Annotated in this window: 11 protein-coding genes; 5 read left to right on the top strand and 6 right to left on the bottom strand. The window is 46.4% G+C overall.

Features of this window, described 5'->3' with window-relative positions; all coding sequences use genetic code 11:
- The 5 genes from E4T81_RS13460 to E4T81_RS13440 all read right to left on the bottom strand — a co-directional run bounded on the left by E4T81_RS13460 (window position 1) and on the right by E4T81_RS13440 (window position 13,854).
- Window positions 1–3,480: a fimbrillin family protein gene (locus tag E4T81_RS13460; RefSeq protein WP_135045438.1), complete on the bottom strand. Its 3,480-nt coding sequence runs from the start codon at window positions 3,478–3,480 to the stop codon at window positions 1–3.
- Entirely contained in the window at window positions 3,477–6,995 is a 3,519-nt protein-coding gene (locus E4T81_RS13455) for a fimbrillin family protein (RefSeq protein WP_135045436.1), read from the bottom strand. The genes E4T81_RS13460 and E4T81_RS13455 overlap by 4 nt, the downstream gene beginning before the upstream one ends.
- Window positions 6,995–10,447, bottom strand: coding sequence for a fimbrillin family protein (locus tag E4T81_RS13450; protein ID WP_135045434.1), 3,453 nt, complete (start codon window positions 10,445–10,447; stop codon window positions 6,995–6,997). The genes E4T81_RS13455 and E4T81_RS13450 overlap by 1 nt, the downstream gene beginning before the upstream one ends.
- 204 nt (window positions 10,448–10,651) lie before the next feature.
- Window positions 10,652–12,052 (bottom strand): response regulator transcription factor, encoded by a 1,401-nt coding sequence (locus tag E4T81_RS13445; RefSeq protein ID WP_135045432.1) that lies wholly within the window; start codon window positions 12,050–12,052, stop codon window positions 10,652–10,654.
- Entirely contained in the window at window positions 12,049–13,854 is a 1,806-nt protein-coding gene (locus E4T81_RS13440) for a tetratricopeptide repeat-containing sensor histidine kinase (RefSeq protein ID WP_135045430.1), read from the bottom strand. The genes E4T81_RS13445 and E4T81_RS13440 overlap by 4 nt, the downstream gene beginning before the upstream one ends.
- Before the next feature lie 506 nt (window positions 13,855–14,360).
- On the opposite strand from E4T81_RS13440, the gene E4T81_RS13435 reads away from it, so the two are divergent.
- The 5 genes from E4T81_RS13435 (at window position 14,361) to E4T81_RS13415 (ending at window position 17,879) form a co-directional block, all read left to right on the top strand.
- Window positions 14,361–14,813 carry a hypothetical protein gene (locus E4T81_RS13435; protein ID WP_135045428.1) on the top strand — a complete coding sequence of 151 codons (453 nt, stop codon included), beginning with the start codon at window positions 14,361–14,363 and terminating at the stop codon, window positions 14,811–14,813.
- 232 nt (window positions 14,814–15,045) lie between these two features.
- Entirely contained in the window at window positions 15,046–15,618 is a 573-nt protein-coding gene (locus E4T81_RS13430; RefSeq protein WP_135045426.1) for a hypothetical protein, read from the top strand.
- Window positions 15,615–16,397, top strand: coding sequence for a hypothetical protein (locus E4T81_RS13425; RefSeq protein WP_135045424.1), 783 nt, complete (start codon window positions 15,615–15,617; stop codon window positions 16,395–16,397). The genes E4T81_RS13430 and E4T81_RS13425 overlap by 4 nt, the downstream gene beginning before the upstream one ends.
- Window positions 16,398–16,569: 172 nt before the next feature.
- Window positions 16,570–17,100: a hypothetical protein gene (locus tag E4T81_RS13420; protein ID WP_135045422.1), complete on the top strand. Its 531-nt coding sequence runs from the start codon at window positions 16,570–16,572 to the stop codon at window positions 17,098–17,100.
- Window positions 17,097–17,879, top strand: a complete 783-nt coding sequence (locus E4T81_RS13415) for a hypothetical protein (RefSeq protein WP_135045420.1) — start codon at window positions 17,097–17,099, stop codon at window positions 17,877–17,879. Before E4T81_RS13420 ends, E4T81_RS13415 begins: the two co-directional genes overlap by 4 nt.
- A 6-nt stretch (window positions 17,880–17,885) precedes the next feature.
- On the opposite strand, the gene E4T81_RS13410 is transcribed toward E4T81_RS13415, so the two are convergent.
- Window positions 17,886–19,166 carry a hemolysin family protein gene (locus E4T81_RS13410; RefSeq protein WP_135045418.1) on the bottom strand — a complete coding sequence of 427 codons (1,281 nt, stop codon included), beginning with the start codon at window positions 19,164–19,166 and terminating at the stop codon, window positions 17,886–17,888.
- Window positions 19,167–19,358 lie beyond the last annotated feature (192 nt).

The raw sequence follows: 19,358 nt of genomic DNA, 5'->3' as shown, positions 1-19,358 counted from the left end.
TTAATATTTATTCGATTTGACTATTCTTACCGGATGATGTGAGCCCGACGCCACGTAGCTTTCAGTATCGTCAACCATTGCGGCGCGGCTTGTCGAGGTGGTGCCCCACTTGTCGGAGTCGTTGGCATAGAATTTTTCCATTGTAAATCCTTCACCCGAATATTCAAGTATGCGCCTTACGATGTCCTGGCGGCTGATGGCGTTGAAGTAGGGGATGCCATAGTTCATGCAGGAGTTTATCTCGCAGCGGTAAGCGCCGCGTGCTTTTCCGTAGGCACCTTCAAATATATCTACAGAGTTACTATAGCGCGGGTCTAAGATAAAGTGATTCCATGCTACGTCGGTCATTTTGCCCGACAATGATATGTTTTGGAACCATCTTTTTCTCTGATAGCTCATTATAATCGTTTTTTCGTTATCGCTTATATATCTGTTCTTGGTGACTCTTTCTTCAGCAAGTTTGCCGAAAGCATGTCCACCCGCCTCATGCTGAATGATTCCGCGTGTATCCATCGGGTATGTCCCGACGCTTGGGGAGCATATTGCTACCGCGCTGCCATTTTCCGTAAGAGTCGTTGCGCTGCCATATTCGTCACTGTTCAGGGTGAGTATGACGAGTGACCGGGGCATCTTCTCGGCTGTCATCGGTGTATGACTGACCGCATAATCGAAAATATCATCAACATTATCAGGCTGAAGTGACCCTACTCCGTCGCAGTCATATCCATAGAAAGTGGAAAAGCGAGTGTTTCGCCAGTTGGCGCGGGTGTTTACCCCGGTTTCCTGCGAGAGGGATATACATGCGTAGACATTAAAGCGGTCGCGGTATGTAAGATATGGCTCCACTCCGAAGAAGTCTTCCATCTGCTCGTTGACGAGACTTAGATAGCTGCCGTCGGCTATTGAGGCTGCATCCCAGCCGTCGCCTAAGAAGAGTATGTCAATGCCGTTACCCTTGCTCGCTTTTTGCAAAGTCACACATTCATCCTCGCCATATTGGTAGTCATACTGGCTAACCTCACACCTGGTCGTGTAGCCTGTTGCTTTCTGTGTGAACTCAACATAGTCATTTCTGTTTCCGGAACCTTTTGGCATCTCCGTGATTGTAAGCACTATCTGTTCCTTTCCAGAACCTTCACTCTTGTTCACTTCACACCATTCCGGCTTGGCGGTTATTTCCCATTCTCCATCACTGTCAAGCACGATGGATTCGCTATGGCGAGTGTTTAATGCACATGCTGTTGACGGGCGGCAGACAAAATCCGTACTTACCGAAATCCGCGAGAACTCCTTCCAACCCTCAGCCCTGCGGTAAAGGTCGACAGACTCCTCGGGAACCTCAAGGGTAAAGTTATTCTTGGATATGCCGTCAAATGGACCAATAGGTAAAGTTATCTTTGCCTCATTTATATACATCCAATAATATTCTTGTTCAGATTGATTAATTACAAGTGGAGGCTCAATACTATTACTTATAATAGTATTTAATGAAGTGCATCCGTAAACAGCAGCACCGCCAACAGAAATAGTATGTTTCGGCAATGTCAGTCCTGTTATTTGCTTACATCCAGCGAAAAGGAATGGGCTGATTCTTTCAATCTTCTCAGGAATTTCTATATTCCCACTCAGGTATTTACATTCCATAAATGCTCCGCCTCCGATGTAAGTGAGACTCTTAGGAAAAACGATACCACTTATATTATTACCTGCAAAAGCGCGAATCGAAATTATTTGTAACGTAGACGGAAAGGTTAATTCTCCTCTAAATCCACATTGTGCAAACGCTTCTTCCCCAATAGATTTTAACCCTTCATGAAGAGTGAGATTACCCGAAAATGCACAATTGGCAAATGTATAATTCTCAATATCTGTTATTTTATCTGGAATTACAAGATCTCCTGTGAAATTTGTATTATAAAAAGCATAGCTACCCAGATTTTCAAGATTCTCAGGAATTTCAAGTTGTCCGCTGAATTTACTATCATGAAATGCTGATTTCCCAATTGTTTTAAGTGATTCTGGCAGATGAAGCTCTCCAGTAAACTTGGTGTTTGCAAACGCGTTATCTTCGATTAATTCCAGTGTAGATGGTAATATTAATTCACCAACAAGATTACTACAATTATTAAAAACACCATCACTAGTAGCATATCCAGCCGGGATAAGTGCCAGTTCGCCAATTTTTATAACTCCTTCCGGTATTATAAGTGTGCCCATAAGACCACAACGATAAAATGCTCCGCTGCCAATGATTTTGAGTGAATTAGGGAATACGATATGCGACAACGTCGACTTTTTGTTCATTGCATTAGCTGGAATCACGTCTTCGCGCTCACCGTCCCACGACTTGACTTCCGACAGATTAAGTGATTTAAGTGCCGTACACTCTTCGCGCATAAACCTGAAATCTTCCTCATTGATTTCACCTGTGAGTTTAAGGCTGCTGATAGTGGCAGGGCTTAGTCCCATTGATGCTATGATATTTTTCAGGTCGCCGCGCCTTTCTACATTTACCGTCAGATAATTTCTGACTATGCCGTCTCGGAACTCTACATCGTCAATCCACGCGCTTATAGCCTCGTCAGAGAGATTGAACTCATAATCGCCCGTGGAGGACAGTTTGTTGACTGTGATTGTAAAAGAGTGTAGTTTTCCCCCTTGGTAGGTGATTCCTTCCTCCCTAACGAGCTTGTAGCTGATGCCGTCTACTGATATAGCTATAATCTCGCCTGCGCTGACTTTCTGAGGGATCACTATCGCTCTCCAGTCTTCGTTATGTTTGTAGGGGGTAACGCTTATAGGGCTTCCTTCAACTCCGGTCACTGTTCCCTCGGCAAGATTTATTGTTGCTGAAGGAATGATATTTGAGACAAGTACATTTTTTTCCAGTGTCGCCCATTCACCTGCGGCAAAGCCGTCGCCTTCAGCAAGAGTGATACGTACTCCAGCCATAAGGTGACAGAAAGTCAGATTGACTCTTGATGAGGTAGGCATCACTTTCAAAGCTTTCGCCCAAAGAAAGTCGGAAGCCTCATAGCCGCCCGGTTCATTTTCGTTGCCGGAGAGGTCTTGTCGGCGGGCTATCGAGAATGGAATTGACGTTTCGTCGTCAATGGTGGACATGAATGGATAATACCCGATAATATCTACAGGCGTGGTATTTGAAGTCCAATATATTTCAGTCGCCCCTGACCATGAGTTGTCAGAGCCGTTGAACTTGAACTTTACGTTGTCGGCGTGTATGTCATCGCCGGTAATCTCCTGAGGCGTGTCGTTCTGATAGTCCATGACATATACGCCCATGTTGTCACCGTCTTCAAAGCCGGCGTCCGATGCTCTTGACGCTGTAGGATAAGCGGCGCCAAGCCTTATCGGCATGTTTTCATTGACTGAGCCGGGCATGTCGATAGCGTCCTCGGCACATGACGCGAGCATCAGTGGAAGAGAATAGGTAATTATATGTTTAATAGAGGTTTTCATCTTTTAGCTCCTTTCTTTCCAAATTTATAGTTGTTGATTCTTACGGGAGCGTTGCGATGGCGTGTCGGGGTATAGACATTGATGTCTCCGCTTCGGCTTGTCGAAGTAAAGTCACGCCCGGTCTCGCGGCTGTCATTTGCGTAGAAGTTGTCAAGAGTAAAAGTCTCACCAGCTAATTTCATGATGCGCTGCACAATAAGCTGGCGACTCCAGGTAGAGAAATATGGCACATTGTTGTTCATGCATGAGTTGCCTTCCGAGCGGTAGACTCCACGTGAATGAAAATATCCACCTTCAAAAATATCTACAATATCACTATATGCAGGATTGAAAATCAGATGTTTCCAAGGCACATCGTCATATTTACCGGTCAATGACAAATTCAGGCTATGCCCGATGGAATGCTCTTTCAGAAGCTCATTCGCATGACCACAACATGGACATGAACATCTGTCTATAAAATCATTATGATAGATATATTCATCGCCGAGCCAGCCGAAACCATGACCGCCAGCTTCATGCTGAATTACGCCTCTTGCATCAGAAGGATAGGGCAAAGTGCTTTTTGATACAACGGAGCAAAATGACTCACCAATGTAAGTTATACCATCGCTAATATCAGAATTTGCTACAATAATACAACCAATTTTCGCATGCTGTTTGGAAATCGTGGGAGGTACATTTTCTGCACAATAGTCCAGTGCTGCAACATAGTCGGCAGAAAGACGTACTCCGTCTTTGCCACAACCATCACCGAGCGATACATGAAATTTAGTATTGCGCCATGCATTTATTGACTCGACACCGCTGTCATCAGACAGCGCAAAGGCGGTATAGACATTGAAATAATCACGATAGGTCGTGTAAGGTTCAACTGCAAAGAAATATTCTATTTCCTGCTTCATGTCATCCAGATATAGCCCGGAAGAGATGTCGGCGGCGTCATAGCCATCACCTATTATCACGATGTCGATTCCGTTGCCTCTTGTCGCTTTCTGTATTGTAAGGTACTCATCTTCGTCATATTCATAGTCATATTGACCTACATCAATATGGGTCAGATACTCTTCATCGCCTTTCAGCCGGAAGGTAATCTGTCCGAATCTGGGCTGCTGCCCCAGGGAAAGTGGGTCGACGGTAAGGTTAAGCGTTGTTTTCTGCGTGCCGGAAGTCTTGTCGATATGACACCATGAGGGACACTCTGTCATTTCCCATCCGGCATCGGCATTAAGTGTTATCTCCCGGCTACCACCACGGTTAAGCACATTGTATTTCGATGGGCGAGCTACAAAATTTCTGTAGGCTGCAATTCTCCTGAATTCGCTCCATCCCGGAGCATTGCGATAGGCTTCAACACTCTGTTCCGGAACCTCAATAGTAAAGTTGTCCTTATTAACACCGTCAAAAGTGTTTTCTGAAATTTGCGGAGGCTCTATAGCATTACATCTGATATAGTTTAAGTTATAACAGTCTCTAAAGGCGTAATTATCTATACGTTGTAGTTTTGCAGAAAGTACAATTGATTCAAGCTTAGATTCATTAAAAGCGAAAGATTCGATAACTTCTACTTTATCCGGAATGGTAATAGAATCAAGTTCAGAACCACTAAAGCAATTCGTTGGGATTGATGAAATCCCAGAGGGTAGAATAAGATGCTTTATTTTGGTATTTCTGAAGCAATCTCCTTGCAGAACCAGCACGCTTTCAGGTATCTTTAAACCATTCATATATTCGAATTCGCGAAAAGCCCCTACCCCTATTTCAATCGGTTTTTCAGGCAATTGGATACCAGATGGTTTCATCCCTGAAAATCCATTTATATTCAATAACTTACTTGGTAGTATTATCCATCCGGTTATACCTTTCATCTCGTCAAAGGCAGAGTGCCCTATTTTAGTCAAACTCTCAGGCAAGTGGAGATCTCCTGTGAAATATTCACATTTTTTAAAAACGCCATTTTCGATTTCTTCTATACCTTCTGGCAGTAGCAATTCACCTTGAAAATTACAATAGGCAAAAGCCTGATATCCAATCCACTTCAATGTGCTTGGAAGAGAAAGAGTCCCTGTCAAATTATTCTCTACCATAACTTTACCAGGTCTGTTTGGATCAACGGAAGTATATATGTTGACATTTTCAAAAGCACTGCTTCCAATGTATATGACACCTTCGGGAATTTCAAGAGAACCGCTCAAGGGTGTTCCTAAAAATGCACTCATCCCTATAGCTCCTATCTTTTTGGGAAAAACACACGATCTGAGTTGGGACATACTACAAAAAGCATAATCAGGCAAGAATAATCCTGTTTTAATGAAATTTTCATCACCAATTCTTAGGACATCATGCAACCGCTGTGCTTTGAGCCCTATTTCTGCAAGATTTATCGCTTCAAGATCAGGGATATTGTTGCGTATATATTCAAAATCTGCGTCATTCATGAAACCGGTCAATTTTAGATTGACGATTTTGGTAGGATTCATCCCACTTTCCTTTATGACTTGTGAGAGTGTCCCCGCTTCCGGAATGTCAATTATTATATATTCCTTGGCGCTGCCGTTATGGGATGTAAGGTCACTTTCCCATGCCGTAATAGCCTCGTCAAGCAGCGAGAATTCAAAATCTCCCTCGGGGAGTGGCTTTTCGACCTGGATAGTGAACTTATGGAGCTTTGAAGGAAGATAAGTCATAGTCATCTCCTTGGTAAACTCATAGCTCTGCCCGTCGACTGTGATTGACAGCAATGTATTGCCTGCCTCGACTGACTGGGGGATTACGACTGCGCGGTAATCGTCTCTATAGGGATTGGCGATGATGCTCTTGTCGTCACCTTCTCCTGCAAGTGTAGTCTCGCCGGTAGCGAGATTTATTGTCGCGTCGCGGTTGGTCCCCGCCACAAGCACCGACTTGTCGAGCATAGCCCATTCGCCTTCTTCAAACCCCGTGCCTTCTACCAGCGTTACTTGTACGCCGGCGAGAATATGCTTGAAGGTCAGGGTGACGAGCGGAGTAGCCGGAGTGACGCCTGCCAATTTTGCCCAGAGAAAATCGGAGGCTTCATAGCCTGACAGCCTGTTGCCCGCAGCTTCGGCAGCCTGGTTTCTCTGCACGGAAAACGGATAGGCTTCGACTTCCGCCATGTCATAGTCATAGGGGTAGTAGCCATAGAAGTCGACCGGGGTCTTGTCGTCTTTGAAATAAAGCTGCCGGTCGCCCTCCCATGAATTGGAAGCCTCGTTGAATGAGAAGCCTACATTGCTGGCAAGATTGTCGGCGGGGGTGAGAGTGCCGGGGTTGGTGCCGTCGGTAAAATTGACCGCGAAGATGCCTATGCGGTCACCGTCGGAAAATCCGGAGTCATCGGCACGCGAGACATTGGTCTGGTCGATAGATGCCTGTAGCCTGACCTCTTTGCGGCTACCGTCGCCCGGAAGCCCGTCGCCGCTGATGGAGTCGTCAGTACATGACGGTAGCGCAAGCAACAGGAATGTGCTTAGATATATATAATTCGGTTTCATTATTGAGGTATTTCGATTTTATCGTTAGCAATAAATTCGTCAAGAGAGGCGTTGAGTCCCGCCTTGCGCATAATCTCTTTGTATATCGTATAGCGCGATATAGTGTTATAATAGGGTATGTAGCTATTCATTACACTCTCTTGCTCTGAGCGCCATACACCACGCAGGTGTTTATAGCCACCTTCATACATGTCGACGATGCCACTATATTTAGGGTGGAATATAAACTCGCGCCAGGGAGCTTCATCCATTTTGCCAGATAAAGTCACATTTTCATATCGTCCGGCGGCTTTCTCTGAATAATATGTTGGCAGACCATTGCAACCGGAACAGCTGCAAGATTTTATAAAATCCATATGAGCTATGCCTTCCTCTGCAAGACCACCAAAAGCTGCTCCGCCTGCAAAATGCTGTACGAGACCACGGTTGTCATATGGGTAGATTTCATTGGAATTGCCGATAAATGCGAACTCACAGCCATCAACGTGATGATAAGAGTCGCCGTTGAATACATTGCAGTTGGCAAGGATAATAATCAGAGCGTTGCCGATATTATTGTTGTCGATTTCTTGACATAGTGTTTTTGCATAATTTTCCAGTCTTGACACGTCTTCTGACTTAAAATAAGGGAAAGTCATAGAGAATTTTGTTTCGTTACGCGTATTAATATCCGTAATTCCATTGTCCGGCGATAGCGAAACTGCGGTACTGACAGAGAACATATCGCGATAGCTTTTATAAGGCTCTATGGCAAACAGTTGTTCCATTGTTTCTCGTGCCCGCCTTATAAAGTCTCCATTGACGATAGACTCCGCTCCATAGCCTTCTCCTACAATAAACACCGGAACGGGACGGCAACCGCCACGGCTTGCGCTCTGTAGTACAATCTCCTTGTCTTCCTCATAGGAGTAGTCATATTGCCGTACAGTCATATAGTTTGTGTAGCCGCTCTCTTTCAAACGAAATACGATATCACCTTCACGCTTTCCTGAGCCTAAGGCAAGTTGATCGACTGTTACTTTAACAACACCGCCTCCCATGCTGCCTCTCTCAGGAGTGACATGAATCCAGGATGGAATTTCTGCGATTTCCCATTCGCTTTTCGCTTTTAAGACCACTTCGCGTGAGATTCCTTTGTTAAGGCAGTCTATCTTTGTTATTGACAGGCTTAACTCATGATGAGGGGTGATATTGCCAAATGAACTCCAGCCCGTTGCCGCTCTGTAGGCACCAACAGACTCTTCCGGCACTTCAACCACACAATTCAGCGTTTGCAAACCGGCAAATGCTGATTGTTCAAGCAGTGGCGGCTCTTTTGCCAGACAGACTATTGTGTTGAGAGACGAACAATAAGCAAAAGCTTCTTCTCCAATAAACGATACATTTTTACCGATTGCTATAGAGCTAAGATTGTTGTTGTTTCTGAAAGCATAAGAACTAATAATCTCTATGTTATCACCTATTATGAGATTATTTATTTGAGTTGAAGCAAATGTTCCAGGCATGTATTGTTTACCATCTACAGCTTCAATTCCTTTTGGCAATTCAAAAGTTCCGGTTATATTTGTCTGGTTAAATGCCCCAGCTCCAATACGTGATATGCAATCCGGTAAATTTACCTCACCAATAAATGAACATTCACTAAATGATTGTTCGCCAATTGTCGTCAAATTCTTTGGGAAAACAATCGGTTCAGAAAATTTTAACTGGAAGAAAGCCCTATCATCTATACAGGTAATCCCATCATGCATTCTTAATTTCGGCGCTTTTTTAAATCCCATGCTATAAAATGCACCTGCAGCTATGAAACTAATTTTTTCTGGGATTTCAATATCGCCATCTAATTCTTTTCCACAACACAAAAATGCTTCTGTCCCCAAATATTCAAGATTAGACGGCAATTGGAATGTGCCATAGGCATTTATTGTAAAAGCAAACGCCAAATCTCCAATATATTTTAATGAATTTGGCAGATTTAAATTTATTTGTGCTGCTGAATAATTAAAAGCGGAATTTTCTATTGATGTAAGTTTACTTGGTAATATAATTGAAAATACTCCTGTGGTTAATTGAAATGCAGCGCGTTCGATTATTTTAACTGATTCAGGAATTGTAATTGTCGAAGATAGGATTAAGCTTTCAAAACAAGCTTGTCCAATAACCTCAATTGTTTCCGGTAATATAACTCGATGTAATGTTGTTTTATTAAGAAAAGCTTCATCTGGGAGCTTATTTACTATATCTACGTTGTCATGCCATCCAGTCTCTTTGTCATAAACTGTACCACGATACCTAACTTTAACATCTTTCAGGTTGACTGCCGTAAGTACCGACATTTCATCACGCATGAAATAGAAGTCCTTATCTGAGAGAGTTCCCGTGACTTTGAGGTTTTTTACTGTCGAGAAGTCGGCGCCTGTCTTAGCGAGACATTCTTTGAGTGTGCCGCCTGTAGGCACATCGACCACGAGGTAGGAGTTTGCCTCGAAGTCATGGGAGGAGTTGTCGGTTTCCCAGGGGGTGATGTCTTCGCTGACGAGCGAGAGCGCGTAGTCGCCCGACTGCTCCTGATTGTCGACCCTGAGGGTGAACACATGGAGCTTTCCGGCGGTGTAGGTCATGCCTTCGCCGCGGGTATAATTGTAGGCGGTGCCGTCAATGGTGATGCCTATTGTGCTTTTTCCGGCGGCGACACTCTGCGGCACGACTACGGCGCGGTAGCTGTCGGTCGCGTCGGAGTTCATGGTGACATGGCGGTCAAACGTGCCGTTGACCGTGGCTGTGCCGGTGGATAAGTCGATGGAGGCTGTGCGCACTGTGTTGTCGACCGTGACTGTGCGCGGCAGCTTCTCCCACTCGCCCTCGGCAAATCCGCTTCCTTGCTCCAGGACCACCTTGACTCCGGCGAGCCGGTGGCTGAACGAGAGGTTGATGCGGGTGCCCGGGGCGACGCGCGACGCTTTTGCCCACAGGAAGTCTGACGCCTCATATGTGCCCATGTCTCCGTCGGTGCCTGCGATGCTCTGGTCGGCGCTCACTTCAAAGCGGTGAGCCTCGACATCCGACATTCCGTTGGTAAAGGGATAGTAGGCGTAGACATCGGCGGGTGTCTTGTCGTCAAGCCAGTAGATGGGGGTCGCGGGTGTCCATTGGTTGTCGTCGGCAGTGTAGCCGATTGCCACGTTGTTGACCTGGTTGCCGGTGAGGGCGAGCTGTCCCGGTTGACCTCCGGAGTAGTTGACTACATAAGCACCGAACCGGTCACCGTCGGCAAATCCGCTTTCGTCGGCGCGTGATGAATTGTCCTGCTCGATTATCACGCTGAATTCAAACCCGAGTCCCTCGGGTGAGGCCATTTCGGGGCGGTCAAAGTCATCGGAACAGGAGCCGAGTGTCACCGGCAGAAGCAGTGCCGCCACGGACAAGGGTATTCCATAATGATGAATTTTCATTGTCAGAATGTGATGGATGGTTAGTCGTTTATTATCATTTCAGTGCTTAAAGTTATTGTTTTTATTTTAATTAAATATCAAAAAATTAAGATGAAATGTGTTAAAAATGAACGCCTTAGGGTAATCCCTAATGATGATTTAGGGATTGCCCTAAGGCGTGGTTGTGACCGGTCGGATTCCGCCTTTGTCAGGCGGGTGGCGGGATTATTTTTTTATGATTTTCTTGCAGTGACCGTCAGACATCAGAATCAGGAATATGCCGCGTGACGGGAGACTTTCTATTGAACTGCCGAGGGGCTTGCCGTCGACAGTGTATATCTGCGTCACTGTCGCGGGAGAGGCTGACAGGACCGGGGCGACAGATGTCGAGGCTTTTTCTTTTACCGGGCGTATGGTGACCCCCAATTGGGGCGACCCGTAGCTTATGAGAGCCAGATTGCTGTTCATGAGCATGGCGATGTTGCCGATGTCGCTCCATTCATCGCCGTAGGATTCAAACTCGCAGGTGCCGGTCATGTAGGCTCCCTCTGAGTTGAATGTGTACAGGCGCGCTCCGGTCATGTAGCCGGCGAGGGGCAGGATGATGCGGTTGCCGGTGTCGGGGGCGGAGAACGTTACGACACAGGTGTCGCCATATTGGTCGCCGGCGAAGGTGCAGGCATCAACCAGTTCTTCACATTCGGCAGCTGTCGGCATGCGCCACCCGTCGCCGAGCAGCAGCGTGGCGGGGTCGTAGTGTGTGCCGGCGATGTTGTCGGTGCCGAGGTCTTTACATGTTCCTATCTCGCCGGCACAGTGGATGTAGGTCGTCCAGTCGTAGGTCGCTTTTGGCTCAGTCTCGGCAAAGGCGTAGTAGCCGCCGGCATCAAGCGGGGTGTCGGCACCGAGATTGCGGTCGGCCCAGTCCACGCTTAGACCGAGGTCGACAGCTTCGGGCAGGGTCTCTGCGGCGGCAGCCGGCTGTGGAATGATGACGGCTGTGACCATCGACACGTAGACTATGCCGAGGGCTATGGCGCGCTTTGTCGCTTCAAGCATGGTCTTGGCCCGGAGTTTGCGCAGTATGTTGGCGCGGTGGTATTCGACTGTCTTCTCGCTGATCTGCATTTCCGAGGCAATCTCGCGGTTGCCGGCTCCGGCTGAGAGCCTGCGGAGTATCTCGATGTCTTTGGATGAGAGTATGCCTGTGGTGTTTAGCGCCTCTTTGCGCTTTTCGTCAAAGGCTGCGCTCTGATAGCGGTTGCCCTCGGCGACGGTCTTGACGGCATAGACAAGTTCGTTGATATTGTCACCTTTCAGCACAATGCCCTCTACGTCGGCTTTCATCAGTATGGATATGTTCCATAGCTCCTCGTGCATGGTGTAGACGACAGTAGGCCGGTAGTGTCCTTTTTCGCGCAGGGTTTCGATAAGCGTGATTCCGTCGGTGCCCTCCTTGAGCGAGAGGTCGACGACATACATGTCTATTCCGTTGACCTGTTCGGCGATCGCAATCGCCTGGTCGGCTGTTGTCGCTTTCAGCACCTTGAAGCCGTTTTTTGACAGCACGCTCTGTATTCCTTCGAGCACAATGGGGTGATCGTCGACAATAAGCAATGTTTTCATCGTTGTGTTATGGTTAGTGAGAATTTGCTGTTTTGAATTGCGGTGGAGATGTCGGCGTCGAGTATCTCTACACGCGCCCTAAGAGTCTGCATGCCTATGCCGTCGCTGTCGGTCGTCTCTTTTGTCACTCCGTCGTTTTCGATTGTGAGCGAGAAGCGTTCGTTGCCGTCAAGGGTAATGGTTATCCGGGATGGCTTGGCGTGGCGCAGCGCATTGTTAATCGCCTCCTGGGTTATGCGGTACAGTTCATGGCTCTGTTCCGGCGGGAGAGCCTCCCAGTCGTAGGTGCCTTCGTCGGTCAGCACTACAAAGCCGGGGCTGTGCTGCCTGTTGAGACGCCCTACATAGTCAACGAGCAGAGAGGTGAAGCTCTGTTCCTTGAATTGCGGCGGCATAAGCTCGTGGGAGAGGGTGCGCACCTTGCGGGCTATATCCATGATGCGGCTGTCGCGCTCTTCGGCGGTAAGGGTGTCGATGCCAAACTGTAGCCCTACCAGCTCGCCCGCCACGTCGTCGTGCAGCTCGCGCGCCATCCTGCATCGTTCCTGCTCAAGTCCGCGAAGATACTGGAGATGCTTCTCTCTCTCCATGCGCAGGCTCTGGCGACGGCGCATGTTGACGGCAAGCAAGATGACGATGATGACGATAAAGAGGCATCCTGTCGCGATTGCAGCGAGGGTGCGTTGTCTCATCGACAGGCGTTCAATCTCGATTTCTTTGCTGTAAGTGTCATAGCGCACCGACAGTTCGCTTAACTCGGCGTCGATGTCTGACTTGCGTATTGAATCAAGCGAGTCGTAGGCTTTCTGCATGCGCAGGTAGGCGCCTTTGTAGTCGTTCATGTTGGCGAGACATTCGGCGCGCTCCGTCAATATTATGTCGGGCGACTTTCCGTGGGTGCCGAGAGAGTCTATCAGGCAGAAGGTGTCCCACTGTTCCCGGTATCTCTTCTCTTTTGCTAAAAGCCGTGACTTTGCCGTCAGGACGGCTACGGCACTCTGATGGTAAGGCGGTAGCCCCGATGCGGCAATCTCCATCTCTGCCTCGCAGCGTTCAGCCGCATTGATTGAGTCGAGCGCGAGATAAGACGAGAAAAGCGGGGTGAGAAATTTTATCCTGTAGACCGGGTTCATCTCCCGCGAGGCGCTTAGATGCCGGTTAAGAAAATCGACGGCTTCGGTGTATTGACCTAACCTCTCGTAGCATGCTCCGATTGACGCTGCCGCCGAAATCATGGCTGTGGTGTCGGCAAGACTCTCGGCGAGCGAGAGCGCACGTTGCTCAAAATCCAGGGCTTCAAGCGGATGTCCCGACTCGACGTAGACTATACCCATCATGTCTGACAATGTCTGTTCCATATCGACATTTCCCTCGGCACGTGCAAGTTCGATTGCCTCGGCATAATACTTTTTCGCTTCGTCAAAGCGTCCCTTTCGCCGGTTGCTTAGTCCCTTTATCTCCAGAGCCTGCATAAGTCCCTCGCTTATGCCGCTTTTCTTGCTGAACTCGGCTAAAGTGTCGGAATATGCGAGTGCTGCATCCACATTTCCGGAATTGGTCATCGCCACTATGCGTTCAATCATGAGATATACTCTGAGGGTGTCGCTCATGGTAAAATTTTCAAGCAGCGAGTCGCTCGCGGCTATAGCCTCCCGGAATTTTCCCGTGGCTCCAAGTTCGTAGACGATTCCATAGGCATCCTCTTCTTCGGGCGCCGTGATTACCGGACGTTTATTACATGCAGAGAAAATGACTACTGATAAAATGCTGAATATTAGGACTGAAACTTTATGAGTTGACATAAAACAGTTGTAGATTGTGATGAATGATAGTTGGAAATAAAATTAAATTTTGCGCATAAAGTTATAGCTTTAACGCATTAAAAGCAAGCGAGACCCCAAAAAATGTGTGTGCATTATCATTCATCACCGGCTCTTCTCTGGGGTCTAAGTGTCGGTGTCGGTGCAGGCGACGCCTGGTAAATTAAATAAATTTAATAATTTCAAAATATTATTTGGATATGTAATTAAGGTTGTATATATTTGCAAAAATCGTCATAATCACATTAAATCAATATTAACATGCAGCTCTCCCTAAAAATTCTTCCGGTGGTAACAGGATGCATTATTAATATATCTATAGTCGGGATTTTGGAAGAGGGTGGTTTTGCTCGCGTTTTTGTATTTCAATAAGTATATTGAAAATTTCTATAAATCTGAGATGAATTATTTGAACAATAAGAGAGGGTGGGATTTTGATAATCCTCTAATGCCGAAAAGAGAGTGGAATAAACATAAATATGTGGATTATGAAGAATTTAAATGTGAATTTTCAATATATCATTTTGGCTTTTAAGCGTATGGGACGATTGCATGTGCAAAATTATATGTTCATGATATTGCCTTTTATAAGCTTGCAATGTTGTTATGGTGGTTGGAATGACGAGAGGGAAGAAAGCAAGTTTATATTTGAAGTGGTAAATAATAGTAATGACGAGATATGGATTACAATTTCCGAATTTTTTCCTGATACGAAATTGCCTGCTCCATGTGGTTATACATGGGAGGTGAAACCGAAGTCAGATATAGAATATGCCTATTATATAGGTCGCGATGAAATATTTGAATTATGCGATAAGTTGCAGGTATTCTTTCTTGATGTAAAGGAAGGAATGCCATATGACGATAGTATTGTATTGCAGCGGCGTGAATATACTCGTGAGCAGCTTGACTCATGCGGATGGGTGATTGTGTATGAATAGTGGCGCTATTTGACATGACAGATTCATGCTCCAAGTATGTTTAGTGCGACAGTAGGTCTGGTATGGAGCTTTAGCTCCTGGCGGAAGTCAAAGAAGTAGTTGGGATTTCGTTAAACATCCAGTCTCTCCGAAAAGTCGATGGAATATATCTCCGTATGTGGATTATTATGAAATCAATTCAAATCACTCAATTTACGGGTGGAAGGGATTATAATTAATAAATATAAGTTAGATGATTAGAGCTTTTTTGAAATTAAAGACTTTGTGGATAAGTGTGGTGGCGCTGTTGCTGCTTTCAATCGATTGCATCCGTGAAGAAGATGTCACCGCTCCGGTAGCCGGGATTGAAGTAATGCTGAGGAATAATTCAACGAAATTTCCGGAATATTGTGATAACACTTGTCCGTCAAATGCGCTGGTGATAATGATGCTGTTGGATTGGGATGGATATGATATAAGAAATAGCGAAACTTGGTATAGTTTTATTTTGCCCGATGCCATGACAGGTATCCGGGTTACGGCAATAGATGTCAAGGGCAATAGGACCGTTATGAAAGATTTTAAAAGTCTCGTTACCCTTTCCCAAAATATGATGGGAGTAATTGATTTTGAATTTGATGATAGCGGTGAGCGGTTTACACAGCCGATAAGATATGTGCCCTATGGAAAGGAGTTTTATCTTGTCTATCTTCCTGATGGGGAGCCGCTCACGGGGATTTACCGCTTTGAAGTGATGTTGATGTTTGAAAGCGGAAGAGCCCTGGTGGCGATGTCAGATAGTATAAATTTAGTAAATCCTTCATGATTATGCGACGTGTATTTGTAGTGGCTTTTTGGATGTTATCGGCATTACTGATGACGGTCACGGCATCGGATAATGAGCGGTCTCGATATGACAGATATGGCGTCTATTATAGCCTTGGTGGTGGACGATCTATAAATCCCGGTGTTTCGAGTGTTTCAAAATGTATGTTGACCGATATTAGTGAACCGGTGTTCGTGTTGGATTTTGGACTTTTTTGGTTCCCGTCACGACACTGGGGAGTTAATGCCCGATTTGATATAATGGGTTACGCCGGATCTTCACAAGGAGGACCTCCTGTTGGATGTTTTGGCTTTGATCGAGGGTATGTTGAAGCAGCAGAGGACAATTCTACGAGTCAGGCTCATTTTACTGTTGCCCCGGTTTATCGCGTGGCAATCAAGCGGGTGATGCTGACCGGAGAGTTAGGTTTAGGTGTCGTGATGCGGGTTGATCCTCATAGTTTTGAGTTTTTGTGTAAAAACGATGGTACTAATTATGTGAGACGCATGTCATCTACTGTAGATGGTTCAGGTTTCTTTGCAATAGTCCCGCGTATATCGGCAATGTATTTTGTCAGCAACAAGATTAATCTTGCAATATGTGCCTCAGTAGGGTGTTCCATATCTATGGGAACTATGAAATTCAATTATTCGGTAACTGATGCGTACAAGGGCACGGTAATCGATTCGTATAGCGAGTCGATTCATGCTCCAAGGATGTTTAGTGCGACAGTAGGTCTGGTATGGAGCTTTAACTCCTGGCGGAAGTCAAAGAAGTAGTTGGGATTTCGTTAAACATCCAGTCTCTTCGAAAAGTCGATGGAATATATCTCCTTATGTGGATTATTATGAAATTAACTCGAAATACTCAATTTACGGGTGTAGTGGTCTTTAATAAAATTATATAAGTGTTATGTTAATGTCTTGTTTTACCGCGAGGATACCTTTTGCAATGGTCTTATCAATGATATGGCTTACGACTCAATGTGTCGATTATGTTGTCGAGCAAAAGATGGAGTCGATTGATGTGGTGTTGTGTGATAATTCACTGGAAATTCCTATGTCAGTGTCGGGCGAATGTTATGCCGGGGCTTTGGTGATAAGGGTCATTCCGGGTTGGTCGCAAAGCAGTGGCGATGTAAATCAGTTGCCTGAGCCGTTAACTGCAATCAGGATTACGGCGATTGATGTTAACGGAAATGCAAGAGTAATGAACGATTTTAGATGTCTTGTGCCGTTAAGTCTTCATGATAATGACACTGAACCGCGGGCGGTTTATTTTGAATATGACGCTACGGGTGAAAGATTGGTGACACCGGTTGAGAGTGTCCGTGAGCAATATGACTTTTATCTTGCTTACGTCCCTGATGGAGAGCCGTTGTCGGGGGTGTTTCAATTCCGGGTCGTTTTTGAGTTCAGGGATGGCAAAACCCTTGAAAATATTTCGGAAAGAGTAATGCTTACCAATACTGCCTTGATATGAAACGCATTGTGACAGTAATCATGATGTCGCTGATAGTGACGTTTATGGTAAAGGGAAGTGCCACTGATTCCATTTCCACAATCTATGCCGAGACCCGTTATGGGGCATCTTTTTCTCTCGGTGTAGGATATGCGGTGAAAAACTCCATATCATCTGACCACCCCCGATATGTAGGAGGCGATTTGACGAAAAGTTTACTCTCATTTAGATTCGGTATATTCTGGCATCCGTTTCAACATTGGGGTGTAAGTGCAGAATATGGGCGGGTTTCCGGAGCCATGGTGCCGATGCCTGATATAGCGGATTTCGGGATTGAAAGCGGCTATTTGGATATTGATCACGATTCAGAGAAGTGTGCTGGAATACAATATTTTACGGTCGCTCCCACATACCGCATGGTGATAAGGAATATTCTTCTGTCGGCAGAGGTGGGACTTGGCGTTTCTTCTTGGATAAATGCCGGAGAGGGTGAACATTTAGGGAAGTGCCGAGGACGCAATGAACTGCGTCGTTTACAGGTCGATTATTGTAGTAATAGCATGTTTACCGTGATCCCCAGAGTGACAGGATGGTATATTTTGGGGCATCATTTAGGATTGCGAGCCTCCATTGGATTTGTTGTGCCAACTGGCTCGTCTACTGTTCAGACATCATTGACCGATGTTTATAGCGGGAAAGAATTGAGTCGTCAAAGATATAAAATTTCCGCTACGCCGGTGTTTACTGCCGAATTAGGACTCTCGGTATGCTTTAGCTCCTGGCGTAGGTCAAAGAAGTAATCGGGGTTATGCGTCGGGGGTGGTGCGGGCGACCGCTACCTTGTCGATGCGCGCCCGGTCCATGTCGGCAATTTCAAGGCGGAAGCAATTCCATGTGATGAGGTCGCCTTCGACAGGCACCTTTTTCATCTCTTCCAGAATAAGACCGCCGATAGTGGTGTAGGTTGACGGTTTGTAGAGATCTTCGCACCCAAAGTATTCAAGGAAGTCGTAGATGGGGCATTGCCCGTCAACGAGCCATTCCTCCTTGTCGGGACGCTTGACTATCATCGGTCCTTCATCGCCCTGCACGATGTTTCCGATAAGTCCGTCGAGGATGTCGCGTAGAGTCACGATACCCTGGAAGTTGCCATACTCGTCATATACGAGAGCCGTGTGTTCGCCGGAGGTCTTGAATGTCTCAAGCGCGTCATAGAAAGTCATCGTGTCGGGCATGCACAGTCCGGATGTAAGCTCTTTCTCAATATTGAAACCGGGCGAGCCGAGCGATAATATGAGCTGCTTTAACGACACGACGCCACATATCTCTTCTTTCTCGCGGTCAAACACGGGATAGGTCGAATGTAGGTCGGTGGCAAGCACCTTGCGGATGTTTTCTTCGTCCATGCCTATCGTGAGAGCCGCGACATCCTTGCGGCTCGTCATGATGGCGTCGATGCGGCTGTCGCCCATCACGAGCGCGCGCTCCATGATGTCCTGCTCGACTTCTCTTACCTCACCGGCATCGGTGCCTTCCTTGATGAGCGACTTGATTTCCTCTTCGGTCACTGTCGAGGAGCTGTTGCCTATGTTTAGCAGCTTCACTAGAAGAGATGTCGACACGGAGAGCAGCCACACAACCGGATAGGTGATTATAGAGAGCAGTTTCATCGGTCCGGCTACGGTTTTGGCGATGGTGTCGGCTTTTCCAAGCCCGATGCGTTTCGGTACAAGCTCGCCCACGACGATTGAGAGATAGGTCACTATCGTCACGATGACGATTTTGGACAGGCTCATGGCGAGCTTGGGCGCTATGCCCGACGACGCGAGGTAATTGCCCAGCTCCGTGGCTATGGTGGCACCGGAAAAAAGACCGGTGAGGATGCCGATGAGGGTGATGCCTATCTGTACGGTCGACAGGAAGCGGTCAGGCTCGCTTTGAAGTTTCAGTGCCGTTGCGGCATTGCGGCTTCCGCTTTTTGCATCGGCGGCAAGCTTGGATTTGCGGGCAGAAATAAGGGCGACTTCCGACATGGAAAAAACTCCGTTAAGGAGTATCAGCGCAATAATAATAACCAGATCGTACATAAGGGTTAACAGACACTTTTACAATATACAACATATATTTAGCCTTAATGGTTGAATGTTATCCCCGAGATGAGAGATATCTACGATGAAAGAGCTGTATTCTTCCGTGGTTATCACGATGGCGGTCAGATAAAAAAATACTGACCTACGTTCACACGCAAGCCAGCATAAAGAACATTTGTTTAAATTTTT

It is taken from the genome of Barnesiella sp. WM24 (assembly GCF_004570975.1).
In the GTDB taxonomy this organism is placed as follows: Bacteria; Bacteroidota; Bacteroidia; order Bacteroidales; family Muribaculaceae; genus Muribaculum.
The sequence above is the reverse complement of the archived record's forward strand: the minus strand, read 5'-3'. Positions and strand labels throughout refer to the sequence as shown.

Coding starts and splice junctions, on each gene's coding strand:
- E4T81_RS13430 (WP_135045426.1), top strand. CDS start 15,046: ATGATTAGAGCTTTTTTGAAATTAAAGACTTTGTGGATAAGTGTGGTG.
- E4T81_RS13410 (WP_135045418.1), bottom strand. CDS start 19,166: ATGTACGATCTGGTTATTATTATTGCGCTGATACTCCTTAACGGAGTT.
- E4T81_RS13450 (WP_135045434.1), bottom strand. CDS start 10,447: ATGAAAATTCATCATTATGGAATACCCTTGTCCGTGGCGGCACTGCTT.
- E4T81_RS13415 (WP_135045420.1), top strand. CDS start 17,097: ATGAAACGCATTGTGACAGTAATCATGATGTCGCTGATAGTGACGTTT.
- E4T81_RS13445 (WP_135045432.1), bottom strand. CDS start 12,052: ATGAAAACATTGCTTATTGTCGACGATCACCCCATTGTGCTCGAAGGA.
- E4T81_RS13455 (WP_135045436.1), bottom strand. CDS start 6,995: ATGAAACCGAATTATATATATCTAAGCACATTCCTGTTGCTTGCGCTA.
- E4T81_RS13460 (WP_135045438.1), bottom strand. CDS start 3,480: ATGAAAACCTCTATTAAACATATAATTACCTATTCTCTTCCACTGATG.
- E4T81_RS13440 (WP_135045430.1), bottom strand. CDS start 13,854: ATGTCAACTCATAAAGTTTCAGTCCTAATATTCAGCATTTTATCAGTA.
- E4T81_RS13425 (WP_135045424.1), top strand. CDS start 15,615: ATGATTATGCGACGTGTATTTGTAGTGGCTTTTTGGATGTTATCGGCA.
- E4T81_RS13420 (WP_135045422.1), top strand. CDS start 16,570: ATGGTCTTATCAATGATATGGCTTACGACTCAATGTGTCGATTATGTT.
- E4T81_RS13435 (WP_135045428.1), top strand. CDS start 14,361: ATGAAGAATTTAAATGTGAATTTTCAATATATCATTTTGGCTTTTAAG.